This is a genomic window from Algoriphagus aurantiacus (genome assembly GCF_035156405.1).
Classification (GTDB): domain Bacteria; phylum Bacteroidota; class Bacteroidia; order Cytophagales; family Cyclobacteriaceae; genus Algoriphagus; species Algoriphagus aurantiacus.
In genome coordinates this window covers 78,574-92,632 of sequence record NZ_JAXRUT010000018.1, presented here as the reverse complement: position 1 = coordinate 92,632, position 14,059 = coordinate 78,574, and the positions used below count along the sequence as shown (strand labels likewise).

The 14,059-nt window shown below is 39.0% G+C and carries 14 protein-coding genes; 11 read left to right on the top strand and 3 right to left on the bottom strand.

What is annotated here, in order from left to right; genetic code table 11:
* The first annotated feature begins 175 nt into the window (after positions 1–175).
* The 9 genes from SYJ56_RS17275 (at position 176) to SYJ56_RS17235 (ending at position 8,671) form a co-directional block, all read left to right on the top strand.
* Positions 176–1,588: an anthranilate synthase component I family protein gene (locus SYJ56_RS17275; protein ID WP_323836248.1), complete on the top strand. Its 1,413-nt coding sequence runs from the start codon at positions 176–178 to the stop codon at positions 1,586–1,588.
* Positions 1,589–1,649: 61 nt separating this feature from the next.
* On the top strand, positions 1,650–2,216 hold the full coding sequence (locus tag SYJ56_RS17270; RefSeq protein WP_323836246.1) for an anthranilate synthase component II: 567 nt from the start codon (positions 1,650–1,652) through the stop codon (positions 2,214–2,216).
* Between the two features lie 29 nt (positions 2,217–2,245).
* The gene (gene trpD / locus SYJ56_RS17265; RefSeq protein WP_323836244.1) at positions 2,246–3,256 is read left to right on the top strand and encodes an anthranilate phosphoribosyltransferase; all 1,011 of its coding nucleotides are present in this window, start codon (positions 2,246–2,248) and stop codon (positions 3,254–3,256) included.
* 6 nt (positions 3,257–3,262) lie between these two features.
* The gene (gene trpC, locus SYJ56_RS17260) at positions 3,263–4,081 is read left to right on the top strand and encodes an indole-3-glycerol phosphate synthase TrpC (RefSeq protein WP_323836243.1); all 819 of its coding nucleotides are present in this window, start codon (positions 3,263–3,265) and stop codon (positions 4,079–4,081) included.
* Between the two features lie 90 nt (positions 4,082–4,171).
* Positions 4,172–4,798: a phosphoribosylanthranilate isomerase gene (locus SYJ56_RS17255; RefSeq protein WP_323836242.1), complete on the top strand. Its 627-nt coding sequence runs from the start codon at positions 4,172–4,174 to the stop codon at positions 4,796–4,798.
* Positions 4,799–4,843: 45 nt separating this feature from the next.
* Complete coding sequence (trpB, locus tag SYJ56_RS17250) at positions 4,844–6,022, top strand: tryptophan synthase subunit beta (protein WP_323836241.1); 1,179 nt, start codon at positions 4,844–4,846, stop codon at positions 6,020–6,022.
* A gap of 284 nt (positions 6,023–6,306) precedes the next feature.
* Positions 6,307–7,080, top strand: coding sequence for a tryptophan synthase subunit alpha (gene trpA / locus SYJ56_RS17245; RefSeq protein ID WP_323836239.1), 774 nt, complete (start codon positions 6,307–6,309; stop codon positions 7,078–7,080).
* Between the two features lie 82 nt (positions 7,081–7,162).
* Positions 7,163–7,573 (top strand): hypothetical protein, encoded by a 411-nt coding sequence (locus SYJ56_RS17240; protein ID WP_323836237.1) that lies wholly within the window; start codon positions 7,163–7,165, stop codon positions 7,571–7,573.
* 78 nt (positions 7,574–7,651) lie between these two features.
* A complete protein-coding gene (locus SYJ56_RS17235; RefSeq protein WP_323836235.1) occupies positions 7,652–8,671 on the top strand; it encodes a bifunctional 3-deoxy-7-phosphoheptulonate synthase/chorismate mutase in 1,020 nt (339 codons plus the stop codon).
* Positions 8,672–8,736: 65 nt separating this feature from the next.
* On the opposite strand, the gene SYJ56_RS17230 is transcribed toward SYJ56_RS17235, so the two are convergent.
* Positions 8,737–9,828, bottom strand: coding sequence for a TolB-like 6-bladed beta-propeller domain-containing protein (locus tag SYJ56_RS17230; RefSeq protein ID WP_323836233.1), 1,092 nt, complete (start codon positions 9,826–9,828; stop codon positions 8,737–8,739).
* A gap of 329 nt (positions 9,829–10,157) precedes the next feature.
* Positions 10,158–10,670 carry a nuclear transport factor 2 family protein gene (locus tag SYJ56_RS17225; RefSeq protein ID WP_323836231.1) on the bottom strand — a complete coding sequence of 171 codons (513 nt, stop codon included), beginning with the start codon at positions 10,668–10,670 and terminating at the stop codon, positions 10,158–10,160.
* A 194-nt stretch (positions 10,671–10,864) separates the two neighbouring features.
* Between SYJ56_RS17225 and SYJ56_RS17220 the strand changes: the two genes are divergently transcribed.
* Positions 10,865–12,811, top strand: coding sequence for a tetratricopeptide repeat protein (locus tag SYJ56_RS17220; RefSeq protein ID WP_323836229.1), 1,947 nt, complete (start codon positions 10,865–10,867; stop codon positions 12,809–12,811).
* Positions 12,808–13,539, top strand: coding sequence for a LytR/AlgR family response regulator transcription factor (locus SYJ56_RS17215; RefSeq protein ID WP_323836227.1), 732 nt, complete (start codon positions 12,808–12,810; stop codon positions 13,537–13,539). The genes SYJ56_RS17220 and SYJ56_RS17215 overlap by 4 nt, the downstream gene beginning before the upstream one ends.
* A gap of 124 nt (positions 13,540–13,663) precedes the next feature.
* On the opposite strand, the gene SYJ56_RS17210 is transcribed toward SYJ56_RS17215, so the two are convergent.
* Positions 13,664–14,041, bottom strand: coding sequence for an EthD family reductase (locus SYJ56_RS17210; RefSeq protein ID WP_323836225.1), 378 nt, complete (start codon positions 14,039–14,041; stop codon positions 13,664–13,666).
* Between the last annotated feature and the right edge of the window lie 18 nt (positions 14,042–14,059).

The window sequence follows — 14,059 nt, the reverse complement described above, 5'->3', positions numbered from 1 at the left end:
TAAATTTGCGATCATTCTTATGAAAACAAACACAAATAAAAATTGGTGGTGGCACTCATACTCTTTCCAAAAGGAAGTTTAGAAAGCCCCTGCGTATAATTTTGCGTGACGATATAGTATAAAAGGCTTACTGGATTTCCGGTAGGCCTTTTTTCATGAATAAAATAATTAGGAAATGACTCATATTAAACTACCTATTTTAACTACGTACAGAAAGCGTTTGGCTGATACCATCACTCCTGTGAGTATTTATTTACAGATTCGAGATCGTTATGCCAATCCGATCCTGCTGGAGAGTTCAGATTATCACGGTCAGGAAAATAGCTATTCCTATATCTGCTTTAATCCGTTGGCTACATTTAAATTCAATGCTGGAGTAGTTGAGGAAACACTTCCGTTGGGACATTCTGTAAAATATGAGGTGAGTTCAGATCAGAAACTAATGGAGTGTCTTAGGGCTTTTGGGAATAAATTTGATTCTGCCCAAGACAAATTTAAATTTAGTTCCAATGGGCTTTTTGGATACATTCAGTATGATTCTGTAGCTTATTTTGAAGATATCAGACTCCAGAATACCATACCATCAGAGGTAGCGATGATGCAATATTCGGTATATCAAAATATCATCGTAGTGGATCATTACAAGAATGAGCTACACTTGTTAGAACATCGGGTGGCAGGAGCGGAGAATCCTGAGTTGACGGATGAGATCGAGCGTTTACTATCTAATAAAAATATACCTAGCTATTCATTCAAAAGATTGGGTGAGGAAAGCTCTAATTACACTGATGAGGAATTTTTAAAGATTTTGAATCAAGGACGCGAGCATTGCTTCAAAGGGGATGTCTTCCAGATTGTCCTTTCCAGAAGGTTTAGCACAAGTTTCAAAGGAGATGAATTTAATGTGTATCGAGCACTGCGATCTGTGAATCCTTCTCCTTATTTATTCTATTTTGATTACGGTTCATTTAAGGTTTTTGGAAGTTCTCCTGAAGCGCAGATTGTGGTAAAAGATAAAAAAGCTACCATTTACCCTATAGCGGGCACTTTTCGCAGAACAGGGAATGATCTGGAAGATGCTGCTTTGGCACGTAAGCTTTATGATGACCCTAAAGAGAACTCGGAACATGTGATGCTTGTGGATCTTGCGAGAAACGACCTAAGTCGGTCATCAGAAAAAGTAACTGTAGATGTATTCAAAGAGATTCAATACTATTCTCATGTAATTCATCTGGTGTCCAAAGTGACAGGAGAATTACCTGAAAATACCAATCCACTTCAACTGGTTGCAGATACATTTCCAGCGGGTACACTTTCCGGAGCTCCTAAATTTAGAGCGATGCAACTGATTGATGAGCTTGAGAATGTTTCGAGAGAATTTTACGGAGGAGCCATCGGCTATTTGGGGTTCAATGGAGATTTCAATCATGCGATTTTGATCCGATCCTTTGTGTCTGAAAATAACCAGCTGAGATTCCAAGCTGGGGCAGGAGTAGTAGCGAAGTCAACTATTCCCTCAGAGCTTCAAGAAGTGGCCAATAAGCTGGAAGCGCTTAGAGTGGCACTCAGGGCTGCGGAAGCAATTTGAATCTTCCCAGCCGAAATGGAGAGCAAGTTCTGTCAATATTCCAATCTTTCAATTACTTAAAATGAAAATTCTCGTCCTCGATAACTACGATTCCTTCACCTACAATCTTGTTTACATTGTCAGGCAACTGGGCTATGGTGTGCGGATGGATGTGTTCCGAAATGACAAAATCAGTTTGGAAGACGTAGCTCAATACGATAAGATAATTCTATCGCCTGGCCCCGGAGTCCCAGAAGATGCCGGAATCATGCCTGAGCTTTTGAAGAAATATGCTTCAACTAAGTCTATTTTAGGGGTGTGTCTTGGTCATCAGGCAATCGGTGAAGCTTTTGGCGGTGATTTAATCAATTTGTCCGAGGTACTTCATGGTGTAGCTTCTATAGTAAAAGTGGAGGAGGATTTGCTTTTCAAAGACGTTCCCGATACTTTTAGTATTGGTAGGTATCACTCCTGGGTAGTCAATGAAAACACCCTTTCACCAGACTTGGAAGTGATCGCACGTACACCGGATAATCAAATTATGGCTGTCAGGCACAAGCAGTTTGATGTACGAGGAGTACAATTTCATCCCGAAAGCATTCTGACTGAAAATGGCGTTCAAATCCTAAAGAATTGGTTGGAGAATTAAAACAGAATAATTTAATATCACCCCCTGTTATGAAAGAAATATTAAATCATCTAATTGAACACCGTACACTAACACGCGAAGATGCGCGCGAGGTGCTGAAAAACATTACTGCCGGAACGTATAATCAGAGTCAAATTGCGGCATTTATGACCGTATATATGATGCGGAGTATTACTGTGGAGGAGCTTTCAGGATTTCGAGAGGCCATGCTTGAGCGATGCATTCCTGTTGAAATTGCCGAGTATGATGCCATGGATCTCTGCGGTACAGGAGGTGACGGAAAAGATACCTTTAATATTTCCACTTTATCTTCTTTTGTTGTCGCTGCAGCGGGTCAGAATGTAGCAAAACATGGCAACACCGGAGTATCTTCCATTTGTGGATCTTCAAATCTGCTCGCTTATTTTGGCTATGAGTTCACCAGTGACTTGGACAAAATCCGTCAGAGTTTGGATGAAGTTGGTATTTGCTTTTTGCATGCACCACTATTTCACCCAGCTATGAAGCATGTGGGTCCGATCAGAAAAGATCTTGGGGTAAAAACTTTCTTCAATATGCTTGGTCCAATGGTGAATCCAAGTTTTCCCAGAAAACAATTGGTGGGAGTATTTAGTCTGGAACTGGCAAGGCTTTATGGCTATCTATATCAGGAAATGCAGGGACGATTCTCCATTCTTCATGCTTTGGATGGCTATGATGAGATTTCCTTGACAGGTGATTTTAAAATGATCTCCAATGAAGGTGAAAAAGTATTGAAACCAGAAAATATTGGTCTTACAAAGCTGAAGGCTGATTCCATCAAAGGTGGAAAGACTATAAAAGAATCTGCCAAAATCTTTGAAGCCATTCTTAAAGGGGAAGGTACAGAAAGTCAAAATGCTGTGGTACTTGCAAATTCTGCAGCCGCATTAGTAACTGCTGAAGAAGGGCTTTCTTTTCCAGAAGCTATCGCAAAAGCTGAAGAAGTTTTGCTTTCCAGAAAAGCATTAGCAGTATTTGAGGGTCTTGTCAATCCTAAAACCTCAGTTTCCTTAGCTTAAATTCTCATGAACATTTTAGATAAAATTATTGCGCAAAAGCACATAGAAGTAGCTGAGAGAAGCAGTTTGGTGCCAGTGAAACTTTTGGAGAATAGTATCTTTTTCGAAGGGAAAGTGGTCTCTATGAAGAAGTATGTTATTGATCTTGAAAAGTCAGGAATCATCTCTGAATTTAAAAGAAAGTCACCTTCCAAAGGATTGATTAACGGCTCTGCTTCGGTGGAAGCCGTAAGTATAGGATATATGCAGGCCGGAGCATCAGCCTTATCGATTTTGACGGATACCGATTTCTTCGGCGGCACAAATGCAGATCTGAAGGAAGCTAGGAAATTTAATTTCTGCCCAATTCTTCGAAAGGATTTCGTGGTGGATGAATATCAGATTCTCGAAGCAAAGTCTATCGGGGCAGATTGTATTCTACTCATTGCAGCGGTATTGGATCCTGCGAGATTGAAGGAATTGGCGGCTTTTGCCAAAAGCTTAGGACTAGAAGTTTTGATGGAAGTGCACGATGGGGAGGAGTTGGAAAGAAGCCTTTGCGATGAATTAGATTTAGTGGGGGTAAACAACAGGAATCTGAAAACCTTTGAGGTGTCTTTGCAAACCTCACTAGACCTAGTGGATAAGATCCCCGCTGATTTTGTAAGAATATCTGAAAGTGGGATTTCTGATCCTGCTACGTTAATCACCTTGAAAAAAGCTGGATTTGATGGGTTTTTGATAGGAGAAAATTTCATGAAATCAAGCCGTCCGGAACAAGCAGCTTACAATTTCATTAAAGAATACAAGAAGCTTTTGGCCAAAGAATCAACGATAAGTGCCTGATGAAATCGAGCCTGACTAAAATGTCATACAGCGGGATGATTATCCTCCAGGCGAGATTCCATGTGACCAATAAAAACAAATTATAGACACGTGAAAATCAAAGTGTGTGGGATGCGAAATCCTGATAATATTCAAAATCTGATTCAAGAAGTTAACCCTGATTGGATGGGATTGATTTTCTATTCCAAATCACCCAGATACGTTTCAATCGATTTTGCTGCAGAAATCCAGCTGGCCGAAGTTCCAAAAGTAGGGGTTTTTGTGAATGAGTCAATTGAGTTTATCCTTTCGAAAATCGATGAGTTCAAGTTGGCTGCTATTCAATTGCATGGAGATGAAAGCCCTGAATATGTCCGGGAACTGAAATTGAAAACAGGTAAAAAGCTTTGGAAAGTCATCTCAGTGGGAGAAACTATTAATTGGGAAACCTTGAGGGATTATGTGGGGTTAGTTGAATACTTTCTATTTGATACGGCAGCTGCTGTGCATGGTGGTTCGGGTCGGAAATTCAATTGGCAGGTACTGGAAAACTATCCTTTTGAAAAGGGATTTATACTTAGTGGAGGGCTGGATGAAGAAAGTTCGTCTGAAGTGATTTCTCTCGCTGATAAAATACCACAGCTGGTGGGGGTTGATTTGAATTCAAAATTTGAAGATGCTCCTGGATTGAAAAATATAGAGAAACTGAAAAGTTTTAAAAATAAAATAAGAACATAATGGTCAGTCCATTTCTATGGACTAGTTACTATCAACTATAGAATTATGATCAAAGTAGATGAAAAAGGGTTTTACGGCAAGTTTGGGGGAGCTTATATCCCCGAAATGCTACATCCCAATGTGGAAGAACTGAAGGAGAATTATGAGTCAATTATGGCTTCTAAGGAGTTTCAGGATGAGTTCAGAGGTTTGCTTAAAGATTATGTTGGTCGTCCGACTCCACTCTATTTTGCTTCCCGTCTATCTGAAAAATATGGGACCAAAATCTACCTTAAGCGGGAGGACCTATGTCACACGGGGGCTCATAAGGTGAACAATACTATTGGTCAGATCATTTTGGCGAAGAAATTAGGTAAGAAAAGAATAATTGCAGAAACCGGTGCTGGTCAACATGGTGTAGCTACAGCGACAGTTTGTGCTTTGATGGGGATGGAATGTACTGTCTATATGGGTGAAGTTGACATTGCACGCCAGCATCCCAATGTGGAACGGATGAAGATTTTAGGAGCAACTGTAGTTCCTGCAACTTCAGGCTCGAAAACCCTGAAAGATGCCACCAATGAAGCCATGCGTGCCTGGATCAATAATCCTGTAGATACACATTACATAATTGGATCTGTAGTAGGACCACACCCTTATCCAGAGATGGTTGCAAGGTTTCAATCCGTTATTTCGGAAGAGATCAAGTGGCAATTGAAGGAGAAGGAAGGAAGAGAAAACCCAGATATAGTTATTGCATGTGTGGGCGGAGGATCAAATGCTGCAGGTGCTTTTTACCATTACTATAATAGTCCTGAAGTTCGCTTGGTGGCTGCTGAGGCAGCTGGCTTGGGGGTTTTATCTGGAAAATCAGCAGCGACAACTGCTCTCGGAACCCCTGGGGTTTTGCATGGATCTAAAACGATATTAATGCAAACTGAAGACGGACAAGTTGTGGAGCCGCATTCTATTTCAGCAGGGTTGGATTATCCAGGTATTGGACCAGTTCATGCACATCTTTTTGATGTGGGAAGAGGTGAGTTTGTGGCAGTAGAGGACAAGGATGCAATGGCAGCGGGTATCGAATTGAGTAAAATGGAGGGAATTATTCCAGCAATTGAATCTGCTCATGCGCTGTATGCCCTGAATATGATTGAATATTCCAAAGATGATGTGATCGTGGTAAATCTTTCGGGCAGAGGAGACAAGGATCTGGATACTTATATAAAATGGGGGAAGTACTGATTCAGGATTCATGAGGTCTTCTTGAACCTCCATTGTAATTGTAGAATTCATGTTTTCCTAAAGAATAATGAATGAAAAATGATGAAGGCTGAATAATGAAGTATGCCTTGCAGTAAGTTTTGACTAATCCTGAAGAGCTTGTCCGCAGTGGCGGAGATTAAACTCTGAATAGCCATGGGTGCAACCCATGGAAAAAATCATGGGGTCCTCATAGATCAACCCTGAAGGGGTTGAACAACTAATTCTCCAGTCTTTCAATTTTGTAATTTTTCAATACCGAAAAAATGAACCGAATACATACACTATTTGAAACAAAAAAGGCCCGTGTGCTCTCCATCTATTTCACAGCGGGGTTTCCTGAGCTGGAAAATACCATGGAAATCATGGAAGCTGCTCAGGCAGGCGGGGCAGATATCATAGAAATTGGCGTACCCTATTCTGATCCAGTGGCTGATGGTCCGACGATCCAGGACAGCAATATGATTGCGCTGGAAAATGGGATTTCATTAAAAAAGATCTTTGAACAGCTGAGAGGCTTTCGGGCAAAAATCCATATCCCCGTAGTGATGATGGGCTATCTAAACCCGATCATGCAATACGGGATGGAAGCCTTTTGCAAAAAGTGTAAAGAAGTGGGAGTTGATGGTCTGATTTTGCCCGATCTTCCTATGCAACAATACCTGGATGATTACAAGGAGCTTTTTGAGCAATATGGCTTGGTTAATACTTTCTTGATTTCACCCCAAACCAGCGAAAAGCGAATTAAAGAGATCGATGAAAATACCAATGGCTTCATCTACATGGTTTCCTCACATAGCATCACAGGTGCCAAAACAGGGATAAGCGAAGAGCAGATTTCTTACTTCGAACGGGTAAAAGCGATGAATCTGAAAAATCCTAGATTGATTGGATTTGGGATATCTGATTCGGAAACCTTCACTACCGCTTCGAAATATAGCAATGGAGCCATCATAGGTTCGGCCTTCATCAAAATAGTAAAAGATTCAAAGAATCTGAGTTCTGATATCCAGGAATACATTCAAGGGGTCGTTAATTGAAAAATTGGAAAATTCTATATTTCTCAAATAGCTTGTCACCAAAACAACTTGATAGTTTAAATAAATATTCAAATTCTTTTATATGGAAAAAAGATATTCTCTTTACCTGTTTACTTTAAAGTTTTTGCTTTTCTCTAATCTTGCAATAGCTCAAAATCAACCGGATGATTTGGTAAAAGAGTTTTTTACTACATATCAAAAATCTCCAGACATCGCGCTTGAAAAAATGTTCAATACCAATCAATGGATGTTGAATAATCAGGATGGATTGAAAAATTTGAAGAATCAATTAAATAATACTCTTCAATTGGTTGGGGATTACAAAGGCTTTGAGAAAATTTCAGAAGTGAAGAAAGGTCAAAGTATAATTGAGCTAACGTACTTTGTTAAATATGAGAGGCAACCATTGAGGTTTGTGTTTTTGTATTATAAACCAATTGACCAGTGGAGAATCAATAATTTCTTTTTCGATGACAAATTATTCGATAACTGATGTTAATGGTTTTGAAACCTGAAATATTTAACATTTAAATAAGCCTCGAAAATCGTACTTCATAATTCGTAAATCAAAATGATTATCCAACTTCAACCCGATATTTCCGACAGACAGAAGGAAAATTTGATACAAAAAGTCAATGGCATTGGCTATAAAACCACCGAGGTGAAAACCCAACTGGGAGACTATCTGATTGGCATCGGAAAAAAAGAATTTGATATCCGTAAAATTGGCCAGATGGATGGGATAATTGATATTCACATTGTATCTGACGAGTATAAATTGGTTTCCAAAAAATGGAAGGCCAAGCCGACTTCCGTTGATTTGGGAGATGGTGTATTCATAAAGGACGGGGAAATGGCAGTGATCACCGGGCCGTGTTCCATTGAATCAGAGGAGCAAATTCGTGCTGTAGTGGCACACTGCGTAGAAAATGACATCAAGATGATGCGTGGCGGCGTGTTCAAACCAAGAAGCAGCCCTTATGCGTTTCGTGGTTTGGGTTTGGAAGGATTGAAACTATGGCATAAAATCGCAAGCAAAGCGGGAATTAAGATAGTGACCGAAGTGATGCAGACTTCCCAGATCGAAGAAATGTATCCTTACGTGGATGTCTACCAGGTGGGAGCTAGAAATTCCCAGAATTTCAATTTGCTAGATGAACTAGGTAAAGTAGATAAAGCGGTGATGATCAAGAGGGGGATTTCAGGCACGCTCGAAGAACTTTTGCAATCTGCTGAGTATGTATTTTCAGGAGGAAATGAGAAGTTAATTCTTTGCGAAAGAGGAATCAGAACATATGAGAGAGCATCCAGAAATACGTTAGACTTGAATGCTATTCCGATTTTGAAAGCAAAATCCCACTTGCCTGTAATCGTGGATCCTTCGCACGGAATCGGTATTCGCGCTTATGTGCCTCAGATGGCCTTGGCTGGGGTAATGTCAGGAGCGGATGGCATTATATACGAATCACATGAGGTTCCTGAAAAAGCCTATTCCGACGGACAGCAGACACTTGATTTCGCCCAAAGTGCTAGACTTGCAGGCTGGATACGCGAGAGTTTTGCGATGAGAAAAGGATTTGATTTGTTGTAGAGGAATTGAAAAAGTCAGTGGGAGCGCTGGCTTTTTCAATATCAGCCTGAATTTTAAAAATGCAGCTAATTCAATTCACTTGTTGCTTTATAGGCAGCCAATTCGGGAATTTTTGAAAGATCATATTTATAAACTTCCTGCTTTTCTGTCAATCCATAAAGCATGTTGTTTTCTGGATCTATATCAAATTTCACTAGCTTTTCCTTTGTAGAAAGTTTACAAATCGGATTCCCTTCCCAGTCGATTACATGGATTACAGCAGGGCTATCTCCAGTTGCCCATTCCTTTCTGCCAAGATTGGCATATAGTCCAAATAGAAGGTTATTTGCCTCCCTCAAATCAACATAGAATTCTTTCTTGAATGGCATAAGCGTACGAGCAGCATCATTTATTGAATTAGGCTGATTGCTCACAGAAATAGCCAATGATTTTTCGGGTTGGGCCAAATCATAAATATTCAATTGGTCTACAAACACCATTGCTCCGGCATATTTAAGTTGAGATTTACTGAAGATTGTATTAGTGGCCAATAAATAAGAATCGCCATGATCATTAAGGCCTGATATCAGCGTTGAATCTTTACGGACAATGTTTTGATCTTTCCAGTTGTAAATTGAATAGTGTTGATTTAAGTTGATGAAATCCATGTTGTCCACAAGAACTTCCTCTTCATTAATTTGATATGCCTTATATATATCAGTTAAACTGTTCAAAGGAATTGTGTCCTGAAAAAGGTCATTTCCTCCATTGAATGATTGTGTAAGGTTATAATGGAATAAGCCTTGCCTAGCTTTATGATAAAATGATATCAGTAAATCATTGTCTTTTCTTTCGACAGAAAGAGGTATTAATGCCTTCTCAAATTCATTGGGTCCTTCTCCCTTACCTATAAAGCTTCTACTCCATTTATAATCTTTGGTGGATATTGCATAGTAAAGTGTATTAAGTGCAGGCGTAGTGAATATCATTAAAGTGTCCAAGATCTCGATATTATTTGCAGCAATAACTTCGATTGATGTGTGCTCTCCAGTTAGCTCAATTGACTTTTCAAAGGCTATAAATGTTGGATGCTTGCCCATAAAAAGAGGTGGTGCATCATCACTTCTACAGCTAGCGAATAATATTAAAAATAGTAGTGCGTAGTTAGTTGATTTCATAGCTTTCTGAGACGACTGGTGTTTTTTAACTTCTTCTGACTTAAAAGCTTAAGGTATTAATGAATCAAACTTTTTTAAGAAAAATGGGACGAAATGAATGATTTTAGGGATGGGTTTATGGATTTAAACCATTTTAAAAAATGAAGGCTGGATCCGAGATAGTTTTGCGATGAGAAAAGGATTTGATTTGTTGTAGAATTCTAATTAGGCCAGTGGGGACACTGGCTTTTTATTTTTTTTGATAGCTAAAAGAATAATTCCAGGAAGATAGCTCAACTGTTAGACTGAAGCTCCTCCTGGAAATAAAAAAATCTGTTTGGTTTTTTAGTTTATTGTTCTGTTTCAGCCATTTCAGCTGCAGCTTCCTGTAATTCCTTGAGTGCAGCTTGAAGAGGTGCACTATTCCAATAGCCAAAAGCTTTTACAATTTTTCCATCTTCAAATTGAGAGGTGATATGTATAGGCGTTTCAAAAGTTTCTCCTGTTGCTGCAATTGTTCCTTTCCAAATCCCCCAGAAATTCACCCAGGTTTCCCCTTCATCAGTCAATACCATCTCAAATTCGTCTTCATCTCTTTCGAAAGAGTAAGAGGATAGCGGCTCAATACCCAGTTTCTGACCAGCAATAATTTCTTGAATAGAGGAGGGGTTTTCTTCTGTGGTATTAAAGAAGATAGTGGCACCTTCGGCATAGTGGGAGGCATATTCATCCCATTCTCCATTGACGTAGTTGTTGATAATGGATTTAAAAGTTTCAATCTCTGGAGACTGTTGTGTGTATCGTGTTTTGCTTGTGCATCCTATTGTCAGCAGGAGCAATCCTAGGAAAAGAAATTTTTTCATATGCATCGGATTTTGAAAAGTGAAAACTTATTAATTGGCTTTAATGAATGTAAATTGGATTTCTTCAAGCAGAGTTAAAAATGAGATAGTATGAACGTAGTCTTTTATTTCCCTACCTACAGGAAATATTTCCCAAGGCACATTTTAAATACAAAAAACTGATTTTCAATTCAATCAAATTCTTACATTTATAAATGAAGAATTTTTTTTTACTCGCTTTTTTTTTCATATCCATCTCTGGATTTACTCAAATTGAATTGAGAAATGGATTTTTCCAATACAAAGAGGTATTTGTAGAAACTGATGATTTCCAATCGGATTATCTCGAGAAATTAGAAAATGCACTGTCTGCGATACCAAAAGATTCTACCCTCAGATTGAAAGTCATTAATGATCTTGGATATTACTATCATACTCGTAACCTTAATTTAGCTCTTGAATATATTGAGCAGGGATTAGAAGAAGCTAGAGAAAAAGAAAATACCTATTGGGAAGGTAAACTCATGGTTTCTCAAGGGGCGATTTTACTTAGAATGGAGGAATTGAAACTGGCGGAACATGTGCTCAAAGAAGCTCTCCTCAAGATTCCCGAAAACGAAGGGTGGTTATTGTTTACCAATTTGGGATATGTGTACGAACGAAAGGGCATGCTAGGAGAAGCCTTTGTCTATGCTTCCAAAACACTTGAGATTGGGGAAAAGTATGGAGATAGAAAAGCCATCGCAATGGCTTATTCAGATATGAGTAACCTTTTTTGGAAGCAAGGTAAGTTTGATGCTGCTTTAAATTATGGGCTCAAATCACTTGAAGTATTTGAAAAGCGAGGCCTCAAGGATCTGGATTATGATTTTACGCTCCATTTAGTAGGTCAATTTATGGTTGATTTGGATAGGCCTAAGGAGGCGATTGAATACTTCCAGCAGTCGGTACAATTGGGAGAGCGTTATGGTTTTTATAATAATCTGAGCGATACATTTATAGCACTCGCCAACCTACAATCCAAAATGGGGGATTATTCGGAAGCACAAAAGTCCGGTTTGGAAGCACTGCGGTATGCAGAACTACTCGATAACGACTTTATGATTATGCGTTCTTATATGGCTTTAGGGAAAGTCAGCAATGCATCGGGAGATTTTTTACAGGCATCCAACTATTTGGAAACCAGCATTGCAGAGGTAAAAGATAACTTTGGGGATAAATTTTATTTGAGTTTGGTCTATGATGAGCTGAGTAAAGCTTATGAGGGTTCCAAATCATTTCAACAGGCGCTTATCGCTTCGAGAAAATCTGATGAACTCCGAAAGGATGTTTTTACTGCAGAGGCTGAAGAGCAAATTTCACTTTTGCAGACTCAAATGGAAGTTGCTCAAAAGGAAAACACCATTAAGCTTCAAGAAGCTGCTTTGAGTAGGCAGCGAATATTGCAGACATTTTACCTGACACTTGCCGGAGTTTTAGTAATCTTTTTATTTCTGCTTTACCGGGTTTTCCTGCGGAAAAAGAGATACAGTACACTTTTGGAAAAAAAGAACAAGGAGAAAGAATTTCTGCTTAAAGAAATCCATCATCGTGTAAAAAATAATCTTGAAACGATCTCCAGTTTACTGACACTTCAGATTGCAAAAATTGACGAACCAAAGTTCAAACAAGTAATGGAGGAGACGTACACAAGAGTCCAAAGTATGGGAATGATTCATCTTAGTTTATATAAAGAAGGAAATCTGAAGCAAGTGGAAATGAAGGGGTTTTTTGAAGACTTAGGAACATTCATCTTAGATACTTTTGATGCTACCGATAGGATTGGTTTTTCTACTGAAATGAATTCGTTGGAATTGGATGTAGATGTAGCAATTCCCATTGGGCTAATAGTAAATGAACTGATTTCTAATTCACTTAAGTATGCTTTTCCTCCGCAGCAAGCAGGGCAAATATGTGTTGGCTTGTATGAAAGAGATGGGAATCTTTTTTTAAAAGTTTCTGACAATGGAATCGGAATCATGGAAAATTCCACAACAAAGGGTACTGGTTTTGGAAGAGAGTTAATTAGCTTACTTACGCGTCAATTGGATGGGAAAATGACCTTGAAGAATCAATCAGGAACTGCATTTTCTTTTGAATTTCTACTAAATAAAGCAGCATGAGCGCAACTCGAATTTTGATTGTAGAAGATGATATGATTATTGCCGCAAATATCAGTTTGCAGCTAAGTAATCTTGGTTATGAAGTCACCGGAATAGAGACCAAAGGCGAAGAAGCCATCCATCACGCACTTGAGGCCAAACCAGATATTATCTTAATGGATATTCAACTGAAAGGGACGTTTAGTGGGATCGATGCCGCACATGAAATCCATAAATTCCTAAGTATTCCCATGATTTTTCTCACGGCGAACGAGGATGATGTCACTTTTGAAAAAGCAAAAGAAACCCATCCTTTTGCCTTTATTTCAAAACCTTTTACCAAAAAGAATTTGGAAAGAACGATCGCCTTGGTAGAGGAAAGAATCAAAGAAAATCCTACAAATACTTCCTCAGTGGAAACACTTGTGGATGCTCATGAGGATAGGGTTTTTATCAGAAATCAAAACAGGTTGATCAAAGTCATGCTTGATGATATTCTTTGGGTGGAGGCTGAAAGGAATTATTGTAAAATCATCACCATCCAGCAATCTTATTTAATAGTGAGTCCATTGAATAAGCTTTGTGAAAAAATTGATCAAAAGCGATTTATTCGAATTCATAGATCCTTTATGGTCAACTTTTCAAAACTTGATGCCGTTGCCGATTCTCATGTAGAGCTTAAAGGGAAGCTAATTCCTATAGGTAAGCAATACAAGGATGAACTGTACAAGTTGATGAATAAGGTTTAGTAGATTAATCTACTCAACAGTCAATCAAGAGGGAGGAGTGTCAATTTGGTTTATGCTTCCCCGTCAATTTCTATCAGAATGTAAGTGAAATAGCCCTCACCATCGTTTGTTGCTCACAAATGGTTCATACTATTTTAAAATATGGCATAAGAAGCTGAGTGACCATACTCCCTATGGCCAATCTAACTATTGCGTGAGTTTTACCCGACAATCCCACCAGCACTTTCACACCTCCCGTTGAAAAGTTTGCCAAATCATCGGTTGTGGCCTTTCCTTCTAGAGAACCTAATGCTGCCTGCATTCCTTCAGGGCTTTCGAAATAGAGTTCTGTCAAGCGATAGTATTCTGGCTTGGATCCATCTTCGTTTGGCAAGAACTTGGTTACTTCGGCCTTTGCGACACCTTTTATTTTCCCTACCAAAGGCATATGGGTAGTTGCATAGTATTTTTCAAAAGCATCAGGATCTCTAGGATGGCCATAGAGTACAGTTAATTTGATCATGGTTATTGAGTTTGGCTA

Coding starts and splice junctions, on each gene's coding strand:
- SYJ56_RS17210 (WP_323836225.1), bottom strand. CDS start 14,041: ATGATCAAATTAACTGTACTCTATGGCCATCCTAGAGATCCTGATGCT.
- SYJ56_RS17235 (WP_323836235.1), top strand. CDS start 7,652: ATGATTATCCAACTTCAACCCGATATTTCCGACAGACAGAAGGAAAAT.
- trpD (WP_323836244.1), top strand. CDS start 2,246: ATGAAAGAAATATTAAATCATCTAATTGAACACCGTACACTAACACGC.
- SYJ56_RS17215 (WP_323836227.1), top strand. CDS start 12,808: ATGAGCGCAACTCGAATTTTGATTGTAGAAGATGATATGATTATTGCC.
- SYJ56_RS17240 (WP_323836237.1), top strand. CDS start 7,163: ATGGAAAAAAGATATTCTCTTTACCTGTTTACTTTAAAGTTTTTGCTT.
- trpB (WP_323836241.1), top strand. CDS start 4,844: ATGATCAAAGTAGATGAAAAAGGGTTTTACGGCAAGTTTGGGGGAGCT.
- trpA (WP_323836239.1), top strand. CDS start 6,307: ATGAACCGAATACATACACTATTTGAAACAAAAAAGGCCCGTGTGCTC.
- SYJ56_RS17270 (WP_323836246.1), top strand. CDS start 1,650: ATGAAAATTCTCGTCCTCGATAACTACGATTCCTTCACCTACAATCTT.
- SYJ56_RS17220 (WP_323836229.1), top strand. CDS start 10,865: ATGAAGAATTTTTTTTTACTCGCTTTTTTTTTCATATCCATCTCTGGA.
- SYJ56_RS17230 (WP_323836233.1), bottom strand. CDS start 9,828: ATGAAATCAACTAACTACGCACTACTATTTTTAATATTATTCGCTAGC.
- SYJ56_RS17225 (WP_323836231.1), bottom strand. CDS start 10,670: ATGAAAAAATTTCTTTTCCTAGGATTGCTCCTGCTGACAATAGGATGC.
- SYJ56_RS17275 (WP_323836248.1), top strand. CDS start 176: ATGACTCATATTAAACTACCTATTTTAACTACGTACAGAAAGCGTTTG.
- trpC (WP_323836243.1), top strand. CDS start 3,263: ATGAACATTTTAGATAAAATTATTGCGCAAAAGCACATAGAAGTAGCT.